The organism is Microcoleus sp. bin38.metabat.b11b12b14.051 (assembly GCF_013299165.1).
In the GTDB taxonomy this organism is placed as follows: Bacteria; Cyanobacteriota; Cyanobacteriia; order Cyanobacteriales; family Microcoleaceae; genus Microcoleus.
On the sequence record NZ_JAAFKD010000002.1, the window covers coordinates 80,587 to 104,794 of the forward strand.

Below are 24,208 nucleotides of genomic sequence, written 5' to 3' on the forward strand. Positions count from 1 at the left end.
TTCAGTCTGCAGCATGGAAGCGGACTAAAGTCCACACTACAAATGGTTTTTGTTAGAGTAATCGATCGGACATGATAATATAATTCCGCGATCGCACTATTTAAGATTTTCCAGCTTAATCCGAGGATCGACCGCCTTCAACAGCAAATCCGCAAACAAATTACCAACAATCAACATGGTAGCGCCCATCATCAAACTCGCCATGACTAAATACAAGTCTTGATTGTTCACCGCATCCAAAGTCAGCTTTCCCAAACCAGGCCAATTAAAGAAAAATTCAGCAATAAACGCACCGCTCAACAAACTCGCAAACTCAAAACCCAACAGCGTCACTAAGGGATTAATCGCATTCCGCAGAGCGTGAATGTAAATTACTCGATTGTCCGGCAAACCTTTAGCCCGTGCTGTGCGGATATAATCTTGACGCAGCACGTCTAATAATTGTCCGCGCATCAATCTTTGCAAACCAGCAAAACCTGTAACGCTGAGGGCGACTGTTGGCAAGATTAAGTGCCAGCAGTAATCGAGGATTTGACCCCACCAAGGTAAGTCTGCATGATCGATGCTTGTCATTCCTCCAACTGGGAAAAGAGGCGAGGTATTCTGAGCAAAAAATAGCAGCAGCAAGGCTGTGATAAAGCTGGGAAATCCTTGTCCCGTGTAGCTGACTACTTGCAAAACCCGATCGACTGTACGGTTTTGATTGACAGCCGCGACAATTCCCAAAGGCAGTGCGATCGCCCAAGTTACCAATAAAGAGGCGATCGCCATCAATAACGTCGCCGGTACCCGTTCCCACAGCAGCGACGCTACGGATCGCTGATACACAAAACTCGTGCCAAAATTCCCCTGTGTCAGAATTTGTTTCAGCCACAGCCCATATTGCACAATCGCTGGTTTATCTAAGCCGAATTGCTGTTCGAGTTGCTTGAGTGTCTCCGGCGAAATCTTGGGATTTTGGCTTAAAGTATCTAAGTAATTTCCCGGTGCTAGTTCAATAATTGCAAAACAAAGAGCCGATGCTAAAAATAGGGTTAAAAGTGCTTGCAACAGTCGCTTGACAACATAGCTAAATGTCTCGTTGCCAAATATATAACTCAAGATTCGCCCATTTCGATTTACTTTAACAGAAGTCATACAATTTTAGATTTTAGATTTTAGATTTTAGATTGGAAATTTGGGATGCTTGATTGATGAATTGTTTGTGAAGCATCGATCGCGGCTCATAGGATTGCTATATGTTTGTAGTGATGGCGGAAGTCCTTGCTTGCGGGTTTAAGCCAAATGCGGACTAAAGTCCTCACTACAAACCTCTTTTATTATGGTTAATCGATCGGACGCGATCGGACTAATGACAACTGACAACTGACAACTGACGACTGACTTCTGTCAACTCTTCGACTCCCCTCGACTTCGCGGGCGGGCAAGTCGCGAGCGCGCAAGCTGTCAACCCCTCGACTCCGCGGGCGGGCTCTTCTGTCAACTGTCAACTGACTAATATTCAACCAAGCTGACGATCGGCACATCCGGCAATTTCTGCCGCCCGCCCAAAGCCTGCAATTCAATCACAAAAGCAAAACCGACAAGTTCGCAGCCCGCTTGCTGCAACAACTGAACCGTCGCCGCCGCTGTGCCGCCAGTGGCGATTAAATCGTCCACAACCAGCACCCGGCTGCCGGGTTTCATGGCATCTTTGTGCATTTCCAGTCGATCGACACCATACTCCAACTCGTACTCAGCAAAATAAACTTCTCCTGGTAGTTTCCCCGGTTTGCGAACAGGAATAAAGCCCACTCCCATTTTATAAGCCAAAGGCGTGCCAAAGATGAAGCCCCGCGATTCCATGCCGACCACATAGTCAGCAGACATTGCAGAGCATTTTTCGGCTAAAGTGTCAATAGTGTAGCTCAGTCCTTGGGGGTTGCAGAGCAAAGTTGTAATGTCTCGAAACATAATTCCCGGCTTGGGGAAATCAGGAATGTCGCGAATCAGAGATTTGAGATCCATAAGCTTGCAGATCGGGGTTGAGGGTAACGAGGCATCAAAAATGCTACAATCATAACCTCAATCGATTTTAAATTTTAGATTTTAGATTTTAGATTCACTATACGTAAACAAATGTCATAATTTCCTAACGACAGGGTTGAATATCAAGATTTGTCAACCTATGATCTAAAGTCAAAAATATAATATCTAAAATCCAATGATCAAGTTGGCAGCACGAGTGGGTGAGGTTCCTCCTTCGATAACCTTGGCGATCGCAGCTAAGGCTAAAGCCATGAGGGCCGAAGGGATTGATGTTTGTAGTTTGAGTACGGGAGAACCCGACTTTGATACCCCCGAACACATTAAAACAGCGGCTAAGCAAGCTTTGGACGCGGGGAAGACTAAGTACGGCCCTGTGGCTGGGGAACCGCAGTTAAAAGCTGCGATCGCCCGCAAACTCCGCGACGACAACAATCTCAACTATCAACCGGAAAATATCCTTGTTACCAACGGTGGCAAGCATTCGCTCTACAATCTGATGATGGCTCTGATCGAGCCGGGAGATGAAGTCATTATCCCCGCTCCGTACTGGCTGAGCTATCCCGAAATGGTCAAACTCGCTAGCGGTAAGCCCGTAATTGTACGGACAGATGCTTCGACAGGATATAAAATTACACCGGAACAACTAAATCGAGCGATCACTCCCAAAACCAAGTTATTTGTGCTGAATACGCCTTCTAACCCGACGGGAATGGTGTACACTCCCGCAGAAATCAAAGCGCTCGCCGAGGTGATAGTCGATCGAGATATCTTAGTCGTTTCTGACGAAATTTACGAAAAAATTATATATGAGGGCGCCCAACACGTCAGCATCGGTTCCCTGGGTAAAGAAATATTCGATCGCACCATAATCAGCAGCGGTTTTGCTAAGGGTTATGCGATGACAGGTTGGCGCATTGGCTATTTGGCCGGCTCGCTTGAATTAATCAAAGCCACCAGCACCATTCAAGGTCACAGTACCTCAAACGTGTGTACTTTTGCACAGTACGGGGCGATCGCAGCTTTGGAAAGCAGCCAAGAGTCTGTGGAAAAAATGCGCTTAGCTTTTGCCGATCGGCGTGAGGTAATATTTGAATTGCTCGATGCCATCCCCGGAATTAGCTGCATCAAACCAGACGGCGCTTTCTATATGTTTGTCAATATCAGTAAAACTGGAATGACTTCTCTGCAATTTTGCGATGCTTTCTTAGAACAGCATCAAGTCGCAGTTATTCCAGGGATTGCATTTGGTGCAGACGATCATATTCGCTTGTCTTACGCCACCGATTTAGGCACAATTAAAAAAGCTGTAGAAAGGCTCGATAAATTTGTTCGCAGTATCTAAAAATTAGTCATATCGTGTCCGATCAATTAACAGCAATAACATTCGTTTGTAGTGCGGACTTCAGTCCGCAGCTTTAGAGCGGACTGAAGTCCGCACTACGAACCCTTTTTGTTATCCTAATCGACCGGACATGATATCATTGGTCATTGATAGTAACTGACCAACTGTCAACTGTCAACTGTCAACTGTCAACTGTCAACTGTCAACTGCCAACTGTCAACTGTCAACTGTCAACTGTCAACTGTCAACTGTCTAAAGCTGTTTAGTCATAATTTCCTTCAGCAAATCCAGTCCTTTCTTAACTCGCCGAGAAACCGTCACCGCGCTGATACCCAAGCGTTCGGCTGTTTCCTTCTGCGTCAAATCGTATAGAAAAACAAACTCCAATATCTCCCGAGTCCGTTGTTCCAACATCGCCAAAGCTTGCTGTACGCGAATTTGATCTTCTTGGGCCAACTGAAAACTCCGATACTTGCTATCGGGCACCAATTCTCCCAGACTTGTCGCCCCCTCATCCTCGTCCTGCACCGGCGCGTCTAAACTTAAAGGCGATCGGTTGAGATGGGCCAACTTAATTTCTTGCCATTCTGCTACAGACACCTCAAGCACCGCTGCTACTTCAGCATCTGTAGGTTTGCGGTTGAACTGTACCTGCAAATCCTTGATTGCTGCGACTGATTTGCGTTCCAGGGCCAGCCAGTGGCGGGGAACTCGCACTGAAGGGCTTTTGTCCCGCAAGTAGTGCTGAATTTCGCCCCGAATGTAGGGAATTGCAAAGGAACTAAAAGCGTGTCCCTTCGAGATATCAAATCGCTCGATCGCCCCGATCAGCCCAATGCACCCCACTTGCAGCAAATCGTCGTAGCTTTCACCGCACTGGTTGATCCAGTGATAAACTTCTTTTCTCACAAGTCCAATATTCAGTTGAACTAACTGATTGCGGACTTCATTCGATCCAGAATGTTGGTACTGGCGCAACAATTGCAAATTTTCGCTTTTTAGGTCGTTCGGGACTGTGGTAGACATGGTGGCATAAGGGTTGGTAGAGCAGGGGACTGATGTTGCTTTAGACAAGGTGTTTAATCTAGTCTAAAAAAAATATCTTGAGGCGGTGTAATCCTAGCACTTGATAGATGTGACCAAGCACACGCCTGTTTAACTTTGGGGCTGCGCTGCGATTTTTTTGGGGGGTCAGTGGAGCTGAGATTTTCTATTTTTCGATTTGAGATTTACTCGCATTGATTGACTTGAGAGCTTCAACACCCGCCTCAAATTTGGAAATCGACCATCAATATCGTCAGGGCTTGTATCACTTTTTGGTCTGGGTCATCGGCAAGTGTTCCGCAACATCCGTATTTTTACTGATGTTTATTTTTCACACCATATTATAGTCCGAAAGTTGTTGAACCGCAATACTTTAACTAATTAAAAATCGTTGTTTAATAACTGGCAACGTAATAACACTGTAATCATAAATTTAGTCATTAGTCAACAGTCTTCAGTTATAGTGCTCAAGACTGTTGGCTAATGAAGGGCGAGCAGTAGCTTTAGGACAAAAAACTGCTCAAGTTCGATCGATCCACAAAGCCAATGTTAGGACACAGAAGGCTCAATGCGAGCGTAAAACAAACCGCGGATTTTCACGTCAAGAGCAGGTCTAGCTCCCAAATCAGTATCAGAAGGCTGCGTACTCTCAAAAATCCCGCCAATTTCGCCAGTGGCGCTGTTGACTTTAGCAACTTGGAGAGAAATTTTGCCCGCCTTGGTGCGGGTGTCAGCCAGCTTAACGTTAGAGCGTTTCAGCTTGGAATTGTCAGTAGCCGGAAGCGCGACAGCATTGTCGTAGCCCGTGGATACACCGCGACCTTTAGGGTCTAAAAAGCCTGCGCTGCGGTAAGAAGGAACGTTAAAGTCGCCTTTGAGATCCGTAGAAGTATTGATAGCAACGACTCCCGGATCGGAAGTAGCCACCAACTCTTTAATGGTGAACAAGAAAGGTACTTGCTCTCCGCCCGGTAACTGAATCGTAATTGCTTGAAAGTCCAAGCCGTCCTCTTCTTTAAAAGTCAGAGTGCCGTCATTACCAACCTTGAGGGTACCTTGAACTTGGTCAATGCTCGACGTGAACCGCGTCAGCAATTTACCAGGCACAAATTCTGCTTCTTGGCGTTTGTTTGCAGGTTCTTCCTTCACAAAATAAGTTGTGGGCTGCAAACACATACCAGCCAGTTTATAGGTGCCGCCCGCTTCGATGGGGATCGAGCCGCGAGAAGTTTCTGCCAAGCTAGGGCAGTTATTAGCCAATCCGGTACCCCTAATCTCGTCGTAGGTGAGCAACTCGGTAGTAGCCACCGTCGTGTCAGAAGCAGAAGAACAAGCAACCAGCGCACTCATGCAAAATGCTAAAAGTGCAACAATTAAAGCACGATATTTCATTGCCAACCTCAATATCCAACATCGGATTATATTAAGAAAAAGCCCTAGTTCGAGCAAAATATAATTGCCCGCTGGCAGGCTAGGCCAGCGCCTCGGGTAGCATTTAGATCCTGATCCCTCACTTCACCGACACCGGCATTGACTACAAAAATCTTGTGCAGTGCAGTGAAAATAAGCAAGAACTTTTGATTTCTCAAAAGGGAAGGATCGCAGCCCAATACACATCCTACGACGGGTTGTGCTCTTTTCTTGGCTTAGACTGCAAATTAATATTGCGATCGTCAACCTACTTAAGTTACTTTGCTTATTGCCCCCGAATGACGATCGCCACTACCTTGATTAGTCGGCTGACACCAGCGGCCGGGCACTTCGGCTTTGTAGATTTCACAGGAAGCAGCGGTATGGACAACGGCAAAGATTTAGAGTCAGAACAGTTGGAGTCTCAACTGCAATCTCTGACAGAGGCGATTCGGACTTTAGCCGAAAATTGTCAGGGAGACAGCGTGCTGCTTTTGGGTTTGCTGCGGGCGTTGGAAGCTTTGCACCGGGAAATTCGGGACGGTTTGTTCCAAGCGTCTTTTCCCGACAACCGCCAAGCACTTTACAAATTGCTCAGGAATATTGAAGGCAATGGCGGCTGGCCTTACATCCATCGCATGAAACTTCGATCGCTCTTGGGGTACGCCCAACAATTATCTCCCCTAGAAGACAATCGGGCCGATTCACCTGAACCCTCGGCTCAGACTGAGGAAGGCATTAAATAGTTTTGAGCGCTCCAGTTATGAGCTGCGAGTTAATTCACTAACTCGCAACTCATAACTGGTAGCGAAAGCTCCTGCGATCGTACCTAGAACCCGAAAGGTGTAGGAGGTACCGGTATCGGGAAGATCGGCGTCTGGCCGGGCATTGGCAACAGTCCGGGAGTCGGCGTCGGGGCGATCGAACTAATTGACACCATCGAAGCAGGTATGGTAATTGTCGGCGCCGTCGGAATCCTCGAAGCCGTCGGAGTTGGAGTCGCAGTCGTCGGAGTCGGAGTCGTTGTCGTCGGAGTCGGAGTCGTTGTCGCAGTCGTCGGAGTCGGAGTCGTTGTCGTCGGAGTTGGAGTCGTTGTCGTCGGAGTCGGAGTCGTAGTCGTCGGAGTCGGAGTCGTTGTCGTCGGAGTTGGAGTTGTTGTCGTCGGAGTTGGAGTCGTTGTCGTCGGAGTTGGAGTCGTTGTCGTCGGAGTTGGAGTCGTTGTCGTCGGAGTTGGAGTCGTAGCCGTCGGAGTTGTTTCCGTCGTAGTCGTAGTCGTAGTCGTAGTCGTAGTCGTAGTCGTTGGTCTGGGGGAAAACGTCCCAGTCACACTGATAAAATCAGTAGCATCAATCAGCGCCGACGGAGTGTTAACCAAAATTGCTAACAGCTTGCCGTCAAGTGTAATTACTGTATCTCTGAGATTTGCACCGTTACCTTGGCGGACTTGCAATTGACTGAAAGATAAATTGCTCGGCAGTCCAAAGAAATCCTCAGCCTCATTGTAATCAGTAATTAAAACCAAACTTCCCGGCCCAGATCCCAATCCAAAAATATCGCTGCCGCTGCCGCCCGTCAGAGTATCCGAACCCTCACCTCCGATCAGAGAATCATTACCCTCTGCCCCAAATAAATTGTCATTGCCGAAACTGCCCAAAATTGTATCGTCACCGAGACCTCCGGCCAAGGAATCATCGGCAAAACCGCCATCGAGAACATCATTACCCTTGCCACCAAACAGGAAGTCATTACCTTCATCTCCCATCAAGCAGTCATCGCCTTCATCGCCGCGAATCGTATCCAAACCGCTGCCGCCAGACGCTGTATCGTTAGCCTTGCCGCCGAATATTTGGTCGTTGCCAGATTCTCCCAAGAGCGAATCAGTGCCAGCATTGCCGTACAAAGTGTCATCGCCATCGCCCGCGGCAAAGTAGTCGTTGCCGTCACCGCCAAACAGTTGATCCCTGCCGAGACCGCCGTTAAGAGAATCGTTCCCCACATCTCCGTACAGATAGTCGTCATCACCATTCCCAAACACGGAATCGTCGCCGTCACCGCCTCTGAGGGTGTCGTTCCCAGTACCGCCGGCAATCACATCATTGCCCGCATTGCCACGAAGCAAGTCGTCCCCTGCATCTCCCAACAAACTGTCTAACCCGTCGTTGCCGTCGAGGGTATCGTTGCCCAAACCGCCTTGGATCGAGTCGTCCCCATTGCCACCAGAAAGAAAATCGCGGCCTTGGTTGCCAATGAGTTCGTCATTTCCTTCACCCCCAAACAGCGAATCTGCTCCGTCGCCTCCCAGAAGCTGGTCCTTGCCTGCGTCTCCTTCTAGGGTGTCATCTCCTCCGGCACCCGAGAGCGTGTCATCGCCATCTAAACCACGAATTCGATCGCCCTGGGTCGTACCTAGAATAAAGTCGTTGCTGTCTGTGCCGATCAGGTTTGCCATAGGGAATACACCGCTCCTCAATAAAATAAATTGTTTTAAAGTATGTCAATCGCCTGCGTGACAAGGCATTGCTGCTTGCCTACGTTAGCATAGTTGAGATTTTGCTAATTTGCTTTATGAGCGGGGGAAATTGTGCGAGTGTCGGGAGGTGCGATCGGCAAATAGGTTAGTAGTGAGGACTTTAGTCCGCATCCATCCCAGGACTTTAGTTCGATCGCAAAGCAGAAGAGTTTAAAACCGCTGGGTGCATCTCAGTTTTACTGTATATCGTCAAATAGGTTAGTAGTGAGGACTTTAGTCCGCATCCATCCCAGGACTTTAGTTTGATCGCAAAGCACAAGAGTTTAAAACCGCTATCATCACTATTGACCAATTCCCAATTCCCAATTCCCAATTCCCAATTCCCAATTCCCAATTCCCAATTCCCAATTCCCAATTCCCAATTCCCAATTCCCAATTCCCAATGACTAATAACTTTGTTCATTAACAGGCAACACGATCGCAAATTCAGTTCCATTTCCCTGATGGGAATTCACCTCAATGGTGCCGCCATGTTTCTCGACAACTATTTGGCGGGCGATCGCCAATCCCAATCCTGTACCTTTTCCTACCGCCTTCGTGGTGAACAAATGGTCGAATATCCGCTGTTTTAATTCTTCTGTCATCCCCGCACCGTTATCGGCAATTGTAATGACAATGTGGCGATCGCCCTCCCAACCGCTGTAAATCTTGATACAGTTAGGATTAGCTTCAATTTCGGCAAAACTGCGGCCTTGACTTGACTCTTCCAAGGCATCGATCGCATTTGCCAGCAAGTTCATAAAAACTTGATTTAACTGACCGGGAAAGCATTCGATTTTCGGGATATTTCCGTACTCTGTAACGACTTCAATCGCCGGACGGTGTTCGTTAGCTTTCAGCCGGTGTTTCAAAATTAAGATGGTGCTGTCAATCCCTTCATGGACATTAAAGGGCACTTTATAGTCTTTGTCGGCCCTGGAGAAGGTGCGGAGGCTGGTGCTGATGCCGCGAATGCGATCGCATCCCACCTTCATCGATGACAGCATCTTGGGCAAATCTTCCACCAGATAATCTAAATCAATATCCTCAGCATTCTGCTCGATTTCTGTTCCGGCATTCGGGAATATTTTCTGATACAATTGCAACTGACCAATGATATCTTTAAACCCAGCAGTTGCTTCTGTCAGATTGCCGCTGATAAAGCCGACAGGATTGTTAATTTCGTGGGCGACACCCGCTACGAGATTGCCCAAGGCGGACATTTTTTCACTTTGTACGAGTTGTAACTGGGCTTGCTGTAAGTCCAAGAGCGATCGTTCTAATTCTTGGGCATAAGTTTGAGATTGTTGGTACAAGCGGGCATTTTCTAGCGAGATTGCCGCTTGGGCGCACAACAGTTGGATGACTTGAGTGCGATCTTGTGTAAATGCCCCGATTGTCAAGTTATTTTCTAGATACAGCAACCCGATTAATTTACCCTGATGCAAAATCGGCGCGCACAGCACACTTTTGGGCTTTTGCTCCATCAAATACGGCTCTGCCATAAAATCGTTTTGTGCTGCTGCATTATCCAAAATTACAGTTTCCAAAGTGCGCTTAACATAGTTGACTACAGCAGCAGGAATCTCCTTTCTATCTGACAGCGGTACAGACATTGAGATGACATCTTCATCCAGAGATGCTACGGCTTCGATCGCCATATTCTCATCCTTAATCAACAGCAAAACTGATTTTGTTGCCCCGGCATTTTCTAGCAACACAGACATGAGTGAAGCAAGCAATTTTTCTAATTCTATTTCACTAGACAGAGCTTGGGAAGCTTTGAAAATCGTGTGGAAATCGATGGCTTCCGAAATACTGCTGCTCGATGATTTAGTTGTTTGGAATGTTTGATGTAATACTGAGGATGTATTGATGGTTTGTCGGCTCCTTTCGCTGATGGCAGAACGGTTGTGTTTTGCCTGCAATATGGGAGCCAGAAGTTGCGGATAGCGTTTTTCTAAGTCATCGATTTTGGCTTTAGCACCCCAGCGGGCGTAGCAGTAGTATGCTTCTTGCATATAGGATTGGGCGACTTTTTCTTTGCCCCAATCGAGGTAGAATTTTGCTGCTAGTTCGTTGGCTAGGGCTTCTTCTTGGATGTATTCGTTTTGTTTGGCACCAGCGATCGCGCGATCGTATAAATCGATAGCTTCAGCTTTGTTACCTAAAAATCGGTATTTTTGTGCTTCTACCAATTGCCACTTATGCAAATAATTCATCGGGGCGTGTTCTGCCCAATGCTGCAACTGCATTTGATTTTCCTCAACTCGTTGCTGCTGCATTTCTAAGTCACCCTCGGAGTCAAGAGTTGCAGCAAAGGCGATGAGTGAGTCATAGAAATAGAGACCAGCTTCGTAAGTATATCCTAAGCCTCCGGCGATATAGTCTCTTGTTGTAGCGATATCTTCTGCTGCCCCAGCAATATTTCCCAGCAGAAATTTCACCATCGCCCTGTACGCATAGAAGCTGAAGAGGCGGTAGAAATCGTTAGAGGCGATCGCCTGAGAAACCAGCTTTTCCTCATACCTGCTGTCTGCAAACGAAATTTCAGCTTGGTCGGCATTACCCAATAAACATAGCGTTGTTGCCAAATAAATCGAACAATAATTTGCCGCCGTTTGTTGGTTGATATCTATTAATTGCTGGCGGTATGCCCGAATTTGGAACTCTAGTTCTGGTAAAGGTACACCGCACCAGTAAGCATTTGCACAAAAGCCATGCCCGTTATACCCAACAAACTCTAGATTCCCTGTTTCTAATCCAGCTTGATAGCCGGCGTGAACAATGGGGAGGGTTCCCCGCAAATGCGATTTCCGGTGGTACAAAGACAGTCCGATCACCAGAAAAGTTGGAGGGCGAATATTTTTAGCATCAGCAAACATGGCAAGACGGTAAGCTAATTGACAAAACCGATCGGCTCCCGCTACATCTTGTAAAAAGTTGTTGAGAAAAACGCCATAGCAACTATAGCTATAAGCTGAAATACGACTGTTGCCATATTGAATAGATAAATTTACCTGTAAGGCAATCACCAGCCCAAACAGAGGCGAACCAGCTATGTAACAAGCTGGCGAAATACTTGCCGCCACTTGCATCGCGGCCAACATTTCGGGATTTGCCATCGCTGGCAGATCGAATAACTCTTCTATTGGTCGATCGCCGATCGAGCGATTAATTTCCTCCATTGCTTGTTGAATATCTTCTAATTTAGGAGAGTCGGGAAACTCAAATCCTAATTCTTTAAGAATCAACAGCCCGATAGAAATTGCTGCTAATAACTCTTTTTGGGATGATAATGCCTGAATTTTGATGGTGTAAATGCCCACTTGCTCTAGAGGAGTCTTGATCTGACGAATCGCAGTGTCAATCCACTGATTCATCTGGTCAAATTCGCCACATAGTGAAGCTACTTCGGCTGCTAGCTCGTGCAAGGTCAATGTCATCTGGTAGTGTCGCTGCCAAGCATCGTCTGACAGCAAATTTAGCCCGATCTCAGCATACTCGCGAGCAGCTTGATAGGCAGTAGCAGCTCTGGCTTTGCGAGCTGCCGTAAGATTAAGTTGCGCTAAATTATCGCGTTCTGTTTGGCCTTCAATCAGCGCAATCCCATAATTCAACTGATTGACTACTGAAAATATTTGCTCTTCTATAGCTGCGGGTGAAATTTGCTGGAGCAGCAATTGTCCAATGTGATAGTGAGCGCGCGCTCGCTCTTGTTCGGGAATTAGTGAATAGGCGGCTTGCTGAACGCGATCGTGCAAAAACTTGTAATTAACCACCTCATAATTTTCTGCCTCATCTCGTATTTCCCGCCCCACATAAAATTTATAGATTTCAGTTTCAGGCAGGATTAAACCTTCTTGCAATGCCTTCCACAAATTTGCGGCTGTTTCCGTTGTTAATTGCTCAGAGATCACGGCCAGAGTCGCCAAATCAAACTGATTACCCATGCACGCCGCTAATTTCAACACATTCTGCGTGGCTTCCGGTAACTTCTGCAACTGCAACGCTATAAACTCCACCACATCATCCGTCAGTGCCGCTTCCCGTACTCGAACAATATCGCACTGCCAGCCCCCCGTAGCCCTGCCTTGCTCAGGGGGGGTGGGCGGGGTCAAACTAATGAACCCATCTTGATGCAGTGCCTTAAGAAACTGCGTCGCAAAAAATGGATTACATTGAGTTTTTTGTGCCACCAAATCAGTCAAAGGTTTTGCCAAATCTGGAACACAATTGAGCGTATCAGCAACCAAATCATTTAGATTTTCTGCACTCAAAGGTTTCAGTGTAATCGTATTCACCGTTGCCCCAGCTTTGATTACTCCATCCAGTGTCAGCATCAACGGATGTGCGGGCGATACTTCATTATCTCGGTAGGCACCAATTACCAATAAATAACCAGTTTCCGATTCTGACATCAGCAGTTGCATTAACTGTAAGGATGCGGAATCTGCCCACTGCAAGTCATCCAAAAATATCACCAGCGGATGTTCAGCTTTTGCGAACACCTGAATAAAGTTTTGCAACAGCAAATTAAACCGATTCTGTGCCGCATTTCCCGAAAGTTCGGTGGCTGGTGGTTGTGGCCCAATGATTTTTTCGAGTTCCGGAATTACTTCAATAATGACTTGCGTGTTATCGCCCAATGTTTGCAATATTTGAGTTTGCCATTTTTGCAACTCTTCGTCACTTTCGCCCAGCAATTGTCCCATTAAATCTTGAAACGCTTGCACAAATGCTTTCAAGGGAATATTCCGGTTAAATTGGTCGAATTTACCTTTGATGAAATAACCCCGTTGCCGTACAATTGGTTTGTGAACTTCATTGACAATTGCAGTTTTCCCAATTCCTGAAAAACCTGCCACTAACATCATTTCGACCCCCCTGTGTCCCCCCTTGGTAAGGGGGGATGAAAGGGGGGTCGCAACGCGCTCAAAGGCTTCTAGTAGGGTTTGTACTTCGGTTTCTCTCCCGTAGAGTTTCTCTGGTATGCTGAAGCGATCGCACAAATCCCTCTGACCTATTTCAAAGCCTTGTATTTTACCACTTTCTTGTAATTGACGCCAACACAATTGTAAGTCAAATTTCAGCCCCAAAGCACTCTGATAGCGGTTTTCAGCATTCTTAGCCATTAATTTGCTGACAATATCCGAGAGTACCTGCGGGATTTGCGGATTGATGTGGTGCAGCGGTGGCGGCTGCTTGGCAATATGACAGTGTACCAATTCCATCGCATCGTTGCTTTGAAACGGCAACTCTCCCGCCAGCAATTCGTAAAAAGTCACACCCAAAGAATAGAAATCTGTGCGGTAGTCAATACCGCGATTCATCCTTCCCGTTTGTTCGGGTGACAAATAGCCGAGTGTGCCTTCGAGCACGTTAGGATTTATGAGGGTTTGAGTTTCCCTCGGTAGCAAAGATGCGATGCTAAAGTCAATCAGTTTGACTTCTTTGGTTTGGGGATTAATTAAAATATTGGCTGGCTTAATATCTTTATGAATGATGCGGTGGCGGCAAAGTATATCTAATGTACTGCTGATGTCGATCGCCATTGGCAACAATTCACTCAAATTCGGCGCATTTTCCCCTTGTTCTCTCCATTCCTTGAGAGAGATTCCCCCGAAGTCTTCCATTACCAGCGCATAGCTATTTTGGTATGCTTCTAAGCTGTAGGTTTGGATGATTCCGGGTAAATTCAGGTTTTTGGCGATCGTATATTGATTGCGAAATTGCACCAGTTCGCTGAAGCTGGGATACTCGCTGTGCAAGACTTTGATGGCTACCGGCTGTTTGTCGCAGAGGCGAATTCCGCGGTAAACTAGGGTGCGCGTTCCTGAGTAAATGCGATCGAGGGTTTCATAACCTGTTAATGTAAAATTTTGAGTTGTCATATTTTTATTATTTGCCTCATCCGTGGGCTATATGTAGCTTAACAGAAGCAAATTGAATTTCCAGTCACAGTGATTGTTAAGTAAAATGAACATGACATAGATCGCTCAACGATTGTGATACCAGTCACTGATACAATAGCCTTTTTAAGATTAATAAATTATATTTTTATGGAAAATTGAATAGCCACATCCAGATCGGAATAGTGAACAATAAACTAACGCAGCCCATGCCGATCGCAGTTACGGTCAATTCGCGATCGAGATTGAAAACTTCTGCCAGCAAAGTAGTACCAAAAGCCGGAGGCATCGCCATTTGCAGCACCAGCGAAAGGCGCGGCACACCTCCCATCCCAAACAAAGTTAAACCCGTGCCAAATATCAAAGGAACTAACAGCATTTTAATCGCCAGACAAGCCAAAACTTGTTTGAGATTGTGCAAAGAATTCAAATTGCTCAACTGCATTCCGATCGTCATCAAAGATAAACTAATCACAGCCCAAGCAGCAGTTGTTAACAATCCTGCCATTTGTGCCGGTAGCGGCAAGCTGCGCGAGACAAATCCCATACCGAGAGCCCACAGTGCCGGATTCTGAAAAATTGCCCCCAGGAGAGTCAACCAATCCTGATGCAAACTGCTGTTACCGCAGTAAGAGGCGATCGCAATTCCGAGTAAATTGATGGCGATACCAGTACCCAGCAAATCGTAAAACAATGCCCAGGCGAAGTGTTCCGAGCCCAATAAAGACAAGCTGATGGGAATTCCTAAAAAACCCGTATTCCCAAACATCGCCGCTAACAAAAAGCTGCCTTGAGTCGGCAAATTCCAGGTGGTTTTGCACTCCGAGGTATTTTTGCCCGGATCGAGAATGTTGAGACGTTTTTCGCTGACGAAATTGACCGCAATCCAAGCAAGTCCGCCACCTGCTAGAGTAGCCACACCAGCTATCAGCGGTGCAATCAAAATAGCGCCAGATAAATTGGCGCCACGGATGAAAGCAACAATACTCAACGGAGTGCCAAAGTAGAAAAGAAACTTGGCTAAATATGTAGAAGAGATTCTCGGTAGGAGGCGGCCGAGAATAAATCCGACTGCTACCCATCCGATTAAATTTAGATATAGTTTGAGCAGCGGATTGTCTAAATTTAGCATAATTAATTAAATATTTTAGGACTTGTGCGGGTGGTCAGAAACCGGGTTTTTTTACGAAAATATTTTTTTCCCCCCGCAGATTCGGTAAAAAACCCGGTTTTTTTGGTCTTAATGTGCGAATTAAAAGAGAGCGATACACCCTACAAATACACTTATATCATTTTTGAATAATTGTATAATGTTCGATCGTGCGGACTTCAGTTATCTTCCGAATTGAGCGGACTGAAGTCCTCACTACGAACCATTTTTTCGTGTAACTTACAGAAAAATATATTACTTAAAACGGAATTTCCTCATCTTCATCTTCCACAGTCTTAGCCGTCATCCGCCAACTGGTAATATACTCAATTTGCACATCAATTTTATTGATCGCATCGCCTAACTGCTTTTGAATATATTGAGTCAACGTCACCATAAAATCTAACTCAACTCCCACAGACTGCACAAGTTTAGCCAATCTAGCAAAATCCACCTTCAAAATCGAGGAACTCGATAACTTAAAATGAGAAGTATTGCTCTTATTTTGCACGAACATTGCTTTTTTTATCCGCTCTTTCAGATGCTCAACTTCCGAATCCAGCAACTTCCACTCGGGCAAAATTTCTTGATACCTATTTCCCAATACTGTTAAATCTTCACTCTCCGGTTCCGGGACAATTTTCTTAGTAGTAGATTTTCGCCGTTGCTGTACAATAGAATTCAACCGCCAACTAGCAATATCCTCAACTTGTAAAGATGGATGACTAATAAGTTCCCCTAACTGTTTTTGAATTTCTTTCGTCAGCGTCACTGGAAAATTTAACTCAATTCCCTGAGTTTGTGTCAGTCTCGCCAGTGTCATAAAATCAACTTTCATCGTGATCGAACTGGAAAGCTGAAAACAAGAGCTATCTTTGAGCTTTTGCGCCATCATCGCTGCTTTAAATCGTTCTTTAACTTCAGCTATTTCTGAGTCAAGTGGCTTCCACTGAGATTCTATTTTCTGATATTTTTCCCCCAATGCTGCCAAGTTTTCCGTTGCTGGTTCGGGATAAGATTGGGCAAGGATTTCTAGCAGGCGTTGATGCACTCTGGCTAAATACACTGCGTCCATTTTGGCATATTCTAGCTGCTTCTCTGTCAGGGGACGCTTTGCCCAATCGCCACTTTGTTCTGTTTTATTTACATAAGTAATGCCACAAAGTGTTTCGATTAATGTTTTGAGTTGTCGGTTGGGTAATGGCAGAATGTAAGCTGGAATCTGTCTCGACATTTTTAATGTGCAAGTGACATTCTGGGCGTCGTCATTTCCCAAAAATCTGATGTCATAGCTGGCGCTGTGGAAGACTTTTTCAATATCTGGATTTACCATGATTTGGTTGATAAAATCTTTGGCTAATTCAGGTTGATCTAAGACATCTAGTATAAAAATAGCATCTCCTGTCGCATCGGTGGAGTCTGCTAATACTTGAATTAGTGATAATCTGGGGTTGGATTTATAGTCTGCTATTTCTGTGTCAACCCACAGGATTTTAGCTTGGGAAAATTTATCGATGAGTGCTTTGATGTCGTTGGGTGCTGTTAAATAAGGCATTTTTACAGACTTTTACTATTGATTTTATGCTTATATTATGCTATAGTAATTATAGTGTCAATTATCAACAAGCAAAATCGCAAACACACGCACAACTAGGGCTATTTCATTCTCGAAAAAACGAGGGTTTTGTAGGGGTAGTGCCCCCGTGCCTACCCCCCCACCGAAGAATTATCGTTCATTTCAGGCATCGGGGCAACCACGGGGGGATGGCCCCTACAAAGAATGAAATAGCCCTGCACAACTCAGAAACCCGGTTTCTACGAATTTTGTCAACAGGAACTAGAAATCTACGAAGAAACCGGGTTTCTGGCCTCCAGTTAAAAAAGAATGTACTCGATCGCACTATTGAACATTCCCGCGAACTTCATCTAAAAACCAGTTCCCTACTTCTGTGTTGTCCGTCTGGCGACTGCGGCGCAAACCTTCTTCTAACAAAGCAACTTTTAGTCCCGGCAAAACTTGAGATTGCCTGGGTAAGCAGATCAGGAGGCTCTGCCTCCAATTTTCCTAGTCACAAGCGCAATCGAGGCAGAGCAAGAGTGACATCTGTTCCCAGGCAGAGCCTGGAAGCCAGTTAGATTTAAGCAGTAAGGTACGCAGCGCGCACCTTACAAACCATTAACCTTTACTCTTCTGTCGCTTCCTCGGATGCCGCTTCTTCTGCCGATTCTTCACCCGCAGGTGGCACCAAAGCCACAGCTACGATCGAATCATCCTCATCCAAGCGCTGCACTCGCACGCCGGTTGCAGTGCGCGATTGCGTTGAAATTGCACTCACAGCCTGACGGATAATAATCCCTCGGTTGGTAATAATCATCAACTCATCGTCGTCATTGACAATTCGTAGTGCAGCTACCTCATCTTTACCTTTTTTAGACTTGAATTTAGTAGCAGTCAATCCCTTGCCAGCCCGTCTTTGCAGGCGGAATTGAGAAACAGGAACTCGCTTACCGTAGCCGTTAGTTGTGATTACCAACACCGAAGGAACTTCGCTGCCAACTGTGGGAATTTCTTCGGCATCTTCGCCTTCAGTTTCCTCAGCTTCCACATCTACTTCTTCGTCTTCCAATTCCACATCTTCTGTTTCTAATTCGGCAATTTCTGCGCCTTCCAATTCCGAATCTTCAGTGTCTAACAGAGCAATATCTGTTCCTTCCAATTCCGCATCTTCAGTGTCAGCAATTTCGGCAACAATTGAACTCGGCAAGATGTCCATGCTGATCAACTCATCGGTCGATCGCAATTTCATTGATTTTACACCCCGCGTCGCCCTACCAACCGGGCGCAACTGCTCGTGATTTGTGCGGAAGTGAATCGCCATCCCTTGGCGCGTACCGATGATAATGCTATCACCAACTTTTGCTCTCCGCACCCAGCGCAATTGATCGCCTTCTTCTAGGGAAATCGCGATTAATCCGTTAGTGCGGATATTCGCAAAAGCTGAAAGTGCGGTTTTTTTGATGTAACCGCTGCGAGTGAGCATCACCAAGTATTCTTCGCTGGTGAATTCTGTAACTGACACCATAGAAGTGATTTTTTCTTCTATGGGAATCGGCAGCAATTGCACTACGGGAGTACCGCGAGCAGTCCGGGAACTGACAGGTATTTGATAAGCTTTGAGAGAGTAAACTACGCCCCTATCGCTGAAGAACAAAACGCTGTCGTGATCGCAACAAGAAAGGAAATGTTCTACTCCGTCATCTTCCTTCATTTTCGCGCCTGCTTTGCCGCGAGTAGCTCGACTTTGGGCCTCAAAAGTGCTGACCGGCATTCGCTTGATGTAGCCTTGCTCTGTGATCAGAATAATTGCTTGTTCGTTGGCAATTAAATCTCTTTCATCGATTTCTCCTTCGGCGTGTTCGATGATGCTGCGTCTGGGAGTGGCGATTTTAGTTTTAATTTCTACTGCTTCAACTTCGGCGATTTCTAAGATGCGTTCCCGGCGCGCTAAGATATCTTCTAAGTCGGCGATTTTAGTTCGCAGTTCTTCGTGTTCTTGCTGGATTTTTTGCGCTTCCAAGGCTGTCAAGCGCCGGAGCTGCATTTGCAGAATTGCGTCGGATTGCTGTTCGGACAAACCGTAATTATCGATCAATTCTTGTTTGGCTGCTGCGGAGTCGGCAGCGGCGCGAATTAAATGAATAATTCCATCTAAGTTGTCGAGGGCAATTAATAAGCCTTGCAGCAGATGGTCGCGTTCTTCTGCTTTGCGGAGTTCGTATTGAGTCCGGCGAGTAATTGTCTCAATGCGGAAGTCTAGGAAGACATTGAGGAATTGCGAGAGCGTCAGTAGTTGGGGTTCCCCGTTTACTAGCGCTAACATATTGGCTCCAAAATTTGATTGGAGTGGTGTTTGTTTGTAGAGGTTGTTGAGGACAACGCGGGGATAGGCGTCGCGTTTGAGTTCGATCACGATCCGCATTCCGTCTCTGTCGCTTTCGTCGCGAATGTCGGAAATCCCATCTAATCTTTTGTCGTTTACGAGTTCGGCAATTTTCTCAATTAGTGCTGCCTTGTTTGTTTGGTAAGGCAATTCCGTGATAATGATTGCTTCTTTGTCGGGGCGGCCGACGTGTTCGATCGTTTCAATGTTGGCGACTCCGCGCATGGTAATCGAGCCGCGCCCGGTGGTGTAAGCATCGCGAATGCCACCTTTGCCGAGAATTTGCCCGCCGGTGGGAAAGTCCGGGCCGGGGATGTACTGCATCAATTCCAGGTCAGTCATTCCTGGATTGTGGATGAGTGCTACCAAACCGTCAATTATTTCGCCCAAGTTGTGTGGCGGAATGTTGGTTGCCATCCCTACGGCAATCCCGGAGGAACCGTTGAGCAAAATTTGGGGGATGCGTGCGGGGAGGACGAGGGGTTCTTGTTGGGAACCGTCGAAGTTGTCGCCGAAATCTACGGTTTCGCAGTCGATGTCGCGCAGCATTGAGTCGCTAGTCAGGGCTGTGAGGCGACATTCGGTGTACCGCATGGCAGCGGGCGGGTCGTTGTCAACGGAGCCGAAGTTGCCGTGGCCGTTGATCAGGCGTTCCCGCATGGAGAAATCTTGAGCCATCCGCACCAGGGCGTCGTAAACCGCTGTATCTCCGTGCGGGTGATACTTGCCCAGCACCTCCCCGACGACGCGGGCGCATTTGCGGAATGGTCGATCGGGAGTCAAGCCCAATTCGTTCATGGCGTAGAGAATGCGTCGGTGAACGGGCTTGAGACCGTCCCTCGCATCTGGTAGCGCCCGACCGACAATTACGCTCATGGCGTATTCCAAGTACGATCGGGACATCTCACCACCCAGATCCGTCGGGATTATCCGCGACTCAGAGATACTCATAGGTTGAAAAACTCCGTTAAAACTTTAAATTTGACCGCTATAAATCCCAAAAATGCGATAAAATCGATTGGGATTCAGTAGAGCTGCCAAATATTGCAAATTACTCCTAAAATTATATCACAATTTGCCTTTGAATTGAGCGAAAATTCGCCGGAAAAATTGACCGACGGAACCAGGACAATTTGTGATTTGGCAGTTGGTGATTTAGTCATCAAGTGACCAAAGCTAGAAATGTTTTTTTATGCCGTCGGTTTTGCTGCTTGGGTGAGTTTTTTTGAGTTATATAAAAAATCGAAGGATCGTCAAGCACGCCAGCTTTAATGCCCGCTCTCCCCGCTCGCTTGTTTTTATAACCTCTGCGATCGGGCACAGCACGTATTAAAAAAAATGCTGTTTACAAAAATGAGATCCTCCCAGTTACAAGAGTGGCGCGATCGATTTTTAAATTTCACACAGCAGAATGGTGTCCAGAAGCAAATTGAAAATCTAAAATCTAAAATATTAACTCTAAAATCTGCCGATGCTACCCGTCATCTACTCCCCCGATTTCTTGCTGCACAAAACTGGAATGCTTCACCCCGAGCGACCAGAACGTTTGACGGCGATCGTCAATGCTCTAAAAGCTGCTCCCTGGGCCGATCGCCTTGAGTGGCAACTGCCCACTCCGGTAGCGCAGCGCGAACCAGAACTGTTGTCGGCGATCAAAAGAGTTCACGCGCCAAGATACATCAAAGAAGTCGAATATTTGGCCCATCGAGGAGGCGGCTACCTCGATGGCGACACGCCGATTTCTGCGGAAAGTTACGATGTAGCGCTGCTGGCGGCGAGTGCTTGGCTTGATGGGGTCGATCGAGTCCTAGCCAAAAATGCACCTGCTTTTGTGCTGGCCAGACCCCCGGGACACCACGCCGAAAACAACCGCGCCATGGGTTTTTGCTTGTTTTCCAACGCTGCGATCGCGGCGAACTACGCCCTAGAACAGCCGGGAGTCAACCGCGTCGCCGTCCTCGACTGGGACGTGCACCACGGTAACGGCACTCAATCTTTAGTGGAAAACAACCGACAAATTGCCTACTGTTCCCTGCACCAATCTCCGTGCTATCCGGGAACCGGAGATGCTGACGAACACGGCGCCTACAACAACGTGCTCAACATTCCCCTGTATCCGGGCGGTGGCATCGCTGAATACCTGAGCGCCTTTGAATCTCTTGTGGTGCCGTTTTTGTCAAACTTTGAACCGGATTTGTTGATTGTCAGCGCTGGTTACGACGCTACTGCGTCCGATCCGCTGGCGAGCATGAATCTGGCGCCGTCAGATTACGGTACTTTTACCGGATACTGCTTGCAAATTACTCGCCGCATCGTCTTTGGTTTGGAGGGGGGCTACGCGCTCCCAGAGTTGGCAGAGTCGGTGGTGGCTACTATTGACCGCTGCCTCCATTAGCCATGAAAGTTGGCAGAATCGTCAGGAACAGAAGCCGTTAGAAGCGGATTGAGGGCTGTTGCGGGCGATCGACTTTTATCAGAAAAGCCGATCGGGCGATCGGCCCTCTTCCTTGTTCGCTCTGACTTCTGACTTCTGACTTCCGACCTGAGTGACAATCATCACAAATCTCAAAGATCCGAGTCACTCGACATCAAAGTATCCGTCACAGATCCTTAGCTCAAAAATCACACACTGTCAATGTTTTCGATCGCTTAAACAGTCACTCGCAGGCAGCATACTAGAATTACAATCAGCCTGTTAAATTTTTATCTATCTCAATCAATTAGGAGGTTTATCATGTCAGTATCCCACATGACACTCGAAGAGTTATTCGGTCAAGTGATGTTTTCCAGCGTCGTGACCCGCCACGACCGCAGACAGCTTAGAGCCGCACTTTTAGAAAGAACGCTGAATGAAGATGAGTATGCCATCATCAACCGACTGCTGTACAACGTGCGCCGCGGTTGGGTAAAAATTGTTGATTAAAGAAGCTCCAGCCCGCTGCCGACAGGCAGTTAATACCGTTGAGGATTGGAGATTGACGTTCAATAAGTAAGTGTGAATGACTCAAGACGATCGGCGTTGAGAACGCACACCACCAGTTGCATTGTTTTTGGAACTGGTTAAAAGTAGAACTTGCCACTTCGGGAAGTTTTTTGTGTTTCATGCTTGACCCGACTGTTGAGGTGTTTGACAGTGCTACTAATGATTTAAATCGCGAGAAACATCAGCCTATAGGTAGAGATAATTATAAAATAACAGGTTTCGGGTGCATCTCTACTTGTTGAAAAAAATGTGAGTTTTGAGTTGCTAACCGCAAAGTTATAGTCAACTCAAAACTCATAATTTTGGGGAGGTGAAATCAGAGTTTAGAGATTGGGAAAAACTGAGGGCGATCGTCCAAAAAAAGCGATCGAGAGTTGAAAGTTGTGTCAGCACACACCGAAAGTCGCTCGCTACAAGCCGTTTGCCGCGATCGCCATCGTGGTACCACCGAAAGCACAGCGAGTCGCAGAGGTCGATCGCGCGATCGGGCAAATTGAACCCAGAAGTGTCAAAATATTAACAACCAGTTCACCCCAAAAATATATGGCTCCCGCCGTTTTAATTGAAAATCTTCAGAAACGCTACGGCAATGTAGAAGCCGTTAAAGATGTTTCCTTCAAAGTAGAACCGGGGGAAATATTTGGTTTGCTAGGCCCCAACGGTGCAGGCAAAACCACAACCCTGCGGGTACTTTGTACGTTGAGCGCTCCCGATAGCGGACGTATTGAAGTATCCGGCATTTCTGCTGTGAGCCAGCCGAGAATGGCCAGACAGAAACTCGGCTACGTGGCCCAAGAAGTCGCGCTCGATAAGGTGCTGACAGGGCGCGAACTCCTGCAACTGCAAGCCGCGCTTTACCATTTGCCGCGCCCTACGATTAAAGGACGGATTGACAAAATGGTGCAACTCCTAGGTTTGGAGGAGTGGGAAAATAAAAAAACAGGCACCTATTCAGGGGGTATTCGCAAGCGCCTCGACTTAGCAGCAGGATTGCTGCACCAGCCTGATGTTTTGGTATTAGACGAACCGACAGTCGGACTCGATATTGAAAGTCGGGTAGTGGTGTGGGATTTCCTGCGCCGCTTGCGGGAAGAAGGGACTACGGTGTTGATCACCAGCCACTATCTCGAAGAAGTAGATGCTTTGGCCGATCGCGTGGCGATTATTGACAAGGGTACAGTAATTGCAGAGGGGACGCCGGAGGAGTTGAAAAATCGGGTTGGGGGCGATCGGGTGACTCTGCGGATTCGGGAGTTTTCGCCGATCGAAGAAGCCCAAAAAGCCCAAGCTTTAATGCAATCTCTGCCTTTCGTGCAAGAAGTAATTATCAACAGCGCCCAAGGCAATTCTCTCAATTTGGTGGTGGGCGCACAAAGCGACGCCTTGGTGACGATTCAGCAAGCCTTGAAAGATGCGGGACTTCCTACTTTTGGGATTGCTCAATCTCGCCCGAGTTTGGACGACGTTTATTTGGCTGCTACGGGCAAAACTTTGTTGGATGCGGAGTTGGCTGCTGCGAGCAACCGCGATTTAAAAGCGGAACAAAAACAGGCTATGCGGTCTTAAACTATACTAATTGCTGAAAGTATAGCAGTTCTCAGAAAGATGAGGTATTGACTAATTAATCCGTCAATCCCTCAATCCCCCAATCCCCCAATCTAAAATCTAAAATCTAAAATCAGAAACTGTACCTCACCACGCTTGAGACTCGGCTATAACACCTGTAGGGACAGGGCCAGAAAGGCTTGTCCCTCTGGGTTTCCGGTGCAATCGAGATCGGACTCCTAGGATTTTCCCTTAGAGAATTGCCGATCGGATCACGTGCGATCTCGATTACCATAACAAAACGGTTTGTAGTTCTTCCTTCTTCCTTCTACTTATAAGTAGGA

General features: G+C 46.8%; 16 protein-coding genes. 5 read left to right on the plus strand and 11 right to left on the minus strand.

Translation table 11 applies throughout. The features are described 5' to 3' along the window. Positions 1-96: 96 nt before the first annotated feature. Both QZW47_RS02910 and QZW47_RS02915 read right to left on the minus strand, forming a co-directional pair. Positions 97-1,137, minus strand: a complete 1,041-nt coding sequence (locus QZW47_RS02910; RefSeq protein WP_293123617.1) for an ABC transporter permease — start codon at positions 1,135-1,137, stop codon at positions 97-99. A gap of 357 nt (positions 1,138-1,494) precedes the next feature. Further along, entirely contained in the window at positions 1,495-2,007 is a 513-nt protein-coding gene (locus QZW47_RS02915) for an adenine phosphoribosyltransferase (protein ID WP_293123619.1), read from the minus strand. 196 nt (positions 2,008-2,203) lie between these two features. On the opposite strand from QZW47_RS02915, the gene QZW47_RS02920 reads away from it, so the two are divergent. After that, entirely contained in the window at positions 2,204-3,370 is a 1,167-nt protein-coding gene (locus QZW47_RS02920) for a pyridoxal phosphate-dependent aminotransferase (RefSeq protein ID WP_293123622.1), read from the plus strand. Positions 3,371-3,622: 252 nt separating this feature from the next. On the opposite strand, the gene QZW47_RS02925 is transcribed toward QZW47_RS02920, so the two are convergent. Both QZW47_RS02925 and QZW47_RS02930 read right to left on the minus strand, forming a co-directional pair. Next, positions 3,623-4,396, minus strand: a complete 774-nt coding sequence (locus QZW47_RS02925) for an RNA polymerase sigma factor SigF (RefSeq protein WP_293123625.1) — start codon at positions 4,394-4,396, stop codon at positions 3,623-3,625. Positions 4,397-4,963: 567 nt separating this feature from the next. Continuing rightward, positions 4,964-5,806: a photosystem II manganese-stabilizing polypeptide gene (locus QZW47_RS02930; RefSeq protein WP_293123628.1), complete on the minus strand. Its 843-nt coding sequence runs from the start codon at positions 5,804-5,806 to the stop codon at positions 4,964-4,966. A gap of 155 nt (positions 5,807-5,961) precedes the next feature. Here QZW47_RS02930 and QZW47_RS30085 point away from each other — a divergent pair, with 155 nt between their 5' ends. Then, positions 5,962-6,570, plus strand: a complete 609-nt coding sequence (locus tag QZW47_RS30085) for a hypothetical protein (RefSeq protein ID WP_366930795.1) — start codon at positions 5,962-5,964, stop codon at positions 6,568-6,570. A gap of 83 nt (positions 6,571-6,653) precedes the next feature. On the opposite strand, the gene QZW47_RS02940 is transcribed toward QZW47_RS30085, so the two are convergent. The 6 genes from QZW47_RS02940 to gyrA all read right to left on the minus strand — a co-directional run bounded on the left by QZW47_RS02940 (position 6,654) and on the right by gyrA (position 20,287). Then, complete coding sequence (locus tag QZW47_RS02940; protein WP_293123631.1) at positions 6,654-8,273, minus strand: calcium-binding protein; 1,620 nt, start codon at positions 8,271-8,273, stop codon at positions 6,654-6,656. A gap of 205 nt (positions 8,274-8,478) precedes the next feature. Then, positions 8,479-8,757: a hypothetical protein gene (locus QZW47_RS02945; RefSeq protein ID WP_293123634.1), complete on the minus strand. Its 279-nt coding sequence runs from the start codon at positions 8,755-8,757 to the stop codon at positions 8,479-8,481. Next, entirely contained in the window at positions 8,741-14,227 is a 5,487-nt protein-coding gene (locus QZW47_RS02950; RefSeq protein ID WP_293123637.1) for an ATP-binding sensor histidine kinase, read from the minus strand. Before QZW47_RS02950 ends, QZW47_RS02945 begins: the two co-directional genes overlap by 17 nt. 166 nt (positions 14,228-14,393) lie before the next feature. Continuing rightward, positions 14,394-15,377, minus strand: a complete 984-nt coding sequence (locus QZW47_RS02955; protein WP_293123640.1) for an AEC family transporter — start codon at positions 15,375-15,377, stop codon at positions 14,394-14,396. Between the two features lie 277 nt (positions 15,378-15,654). Beyond that, complete coding sequence (locus QZW47_RS02960; RefSeq protein WP_293123644.1) at positions 15,655-16,950, minus strand: ribonuclease D; 1,296 nt, start codon at positions 16,948-16,950, stop codon at positions 15,655-15,657. A 628-nt stretch (positions 16,951-17,578) separates the two neighbouring features. Continuing rightward, positions 17,579-20,287 (minus strand): DNA gyrase subunit A, encoded by a 2,709-nt coding sequence (gyrA, locus tag QZW47_RS02965; protein ID WP_293123647.1) that lies wholly within the window; start codon positions 20,285-20,287, stop codon positions 17,579-17,581. 520 nt (positions 20,288-20,807) lie between these two features. Here gyrA and QZW47_RS02970 point away from each other — a divergent pair. Then, the gene (locus tag QZW47_RS02970; protein ID WP_293123650.1) at positions 20,808-21,731 is read left to right on the plus strand and encodes a histone deacetylase; all 924 of its coding nucleotides are present in this window, start codon (positions 20,808-20,810) and stop codon (positions 21,729-21,731) included. Here the strand turns inward: QZW47_RS02970 and QZW47_RS02975 are convergent. Beyond that, positions 21,728-21,889 (minus strand): hypothetical protein, encoded by a 162-nt coding sequence (locus QZW47_RS02975; protein ID WP_293123653.1) that lies wholly within the window; start codon positions 21,887-21,889, stop codon positions 21,728-21,730. The two genes, QZW47_RS02970 and QZW47_RS02975, sit on opposite strands and share 4 nt — an antisense overlap. Before the next feature lie 181 nt (positions 21,890-22,070). Here QZW47_RS02975 and QZW47_RS02980 point away from each other — a divergent pair, with 181 nt between their 5' ends. Both QZW47_RS02980 and QZW47_RS02985 read left to right on the plus strand, forming a co-directional pair. Further along, positions 22,071-22,259, plus strand: a complete 189-nt coding sequence (locus QZW47_RS02980; RefSeq protein ID WP_293123655.1) for a hypothetical protein — start codon at positions 22,071-22,073, stop codon at positions 22,257-22,259. Between the two features lie 603 nt (positions 22,260-22,862). Continuing rightward, entirely contained in the window at positions 22,863-23,885 is a 1,023-nt protein-coding gene (locus tag QZW47_RS02985; protein WP_293124394.1) for an ATP-binding cassette domain-containing protein, read from the plus strand. Positions 23,886-24,208 lie beyond the last annotated feature (323 nt).

Bases quoted from the DNA above. Each gene is read 5' to 3' on its own strand.
- QZW47_RS02920 (WP_293123622.1), top strand. From the start codon at position 2,204: ATGATCAAGTTGGCAGCACGAGTGGGTGAGGTTCCTCCTTCGATAACC.
- QZW47_RS02955 (WP_293123640.1), bottom strand. From the start codon at position 15,377: ATGCTAAATTTAGACAATCCGCTGCTCAAACTATATCTAAATTTAATC.
- QZW47_RS02985 (WP_293124394.1), top strand. From the start codon at position 22,863: ATGGCTCCCGCCGTTTTAATTGAAAATCTTCAGAAACGCTACGGCAAT.
- QZW47_RS02980 (WP_293123655.1), top strand. From the start codon at position 22,071: ATGTCAGTATCCCACATGACACTCGAAGAGTTATTCGGTCAAGTGATG.
- QZW47_RS02945 (WP_293123634.1), bottom strand. From the start codon at position 8,757: ATGAACAAAGTTATTAGTCATTGGGAATTGGGAATTGGGAATTGGGAA.
- QZW47_RS02970 (WP_293123650.1), top strand. From the start codon at position 20,808: ATGCTACCCGTCATCTACTCCCCCGATTTCTTGCTGCACAAAACTGGA.
- QZW47_RS02915 (WP_293123619.1), bottom strand. From the start codon at position 2,007: ATGGATCTCAAATCTCTGATTCGCGACATTCCTGATTTCCCCAAGCCG.
- QZW47_RS02940 (WP_293123631.1), bottom strand. From the start codon at position 8,273: ATGGCAAACCTGATCGGCACAGACAGCAACGACTTTATTCTAGGTACG.
- QZW47_RS02950 (WP_293123637.1), bottom strand. From the start codon at position 14,227: ATGACAACTCAAAATTTTACATTAACAGGTTATGAAACCCTCGATCGC.
- QZW47_RS02930 (WP_293123628.1), bottom strand. From the start codon at position 5,806: ATGAAATATCGTGCTTTAATTGTTGCACTTTTAGCATTTTGCATGAGT.
- QZW47_RS02960 (WP_293123644.1), bottom strand. From the start codon at position 16,950: ATGCCTTATTTAACAGCACCCAACGACATCAAAGCACTCATCGATAAA.
- gyrA (WP_293123647.1), bottom strand. From the start codon at position 20,287: ATGAGTATCTCTGAGTCGCGGATAATCCCGACGGATCTGGGTGGTGAG.
- QZW47_RS02910 (WP_293123617.1), bottom strand. From the start codon at position 1,137: ATGACTTCTGTTAAAGTAAATCGAAATGGGCGAATCTTGAGTTATATA.
- QZW47_RS02925 (WP_293123625.1), bottom strand. From the start codon at position 4,396: ATGTCTACCACAGTCCCGAACGACCTAAAAAGCGAAAATTTGCAATTG.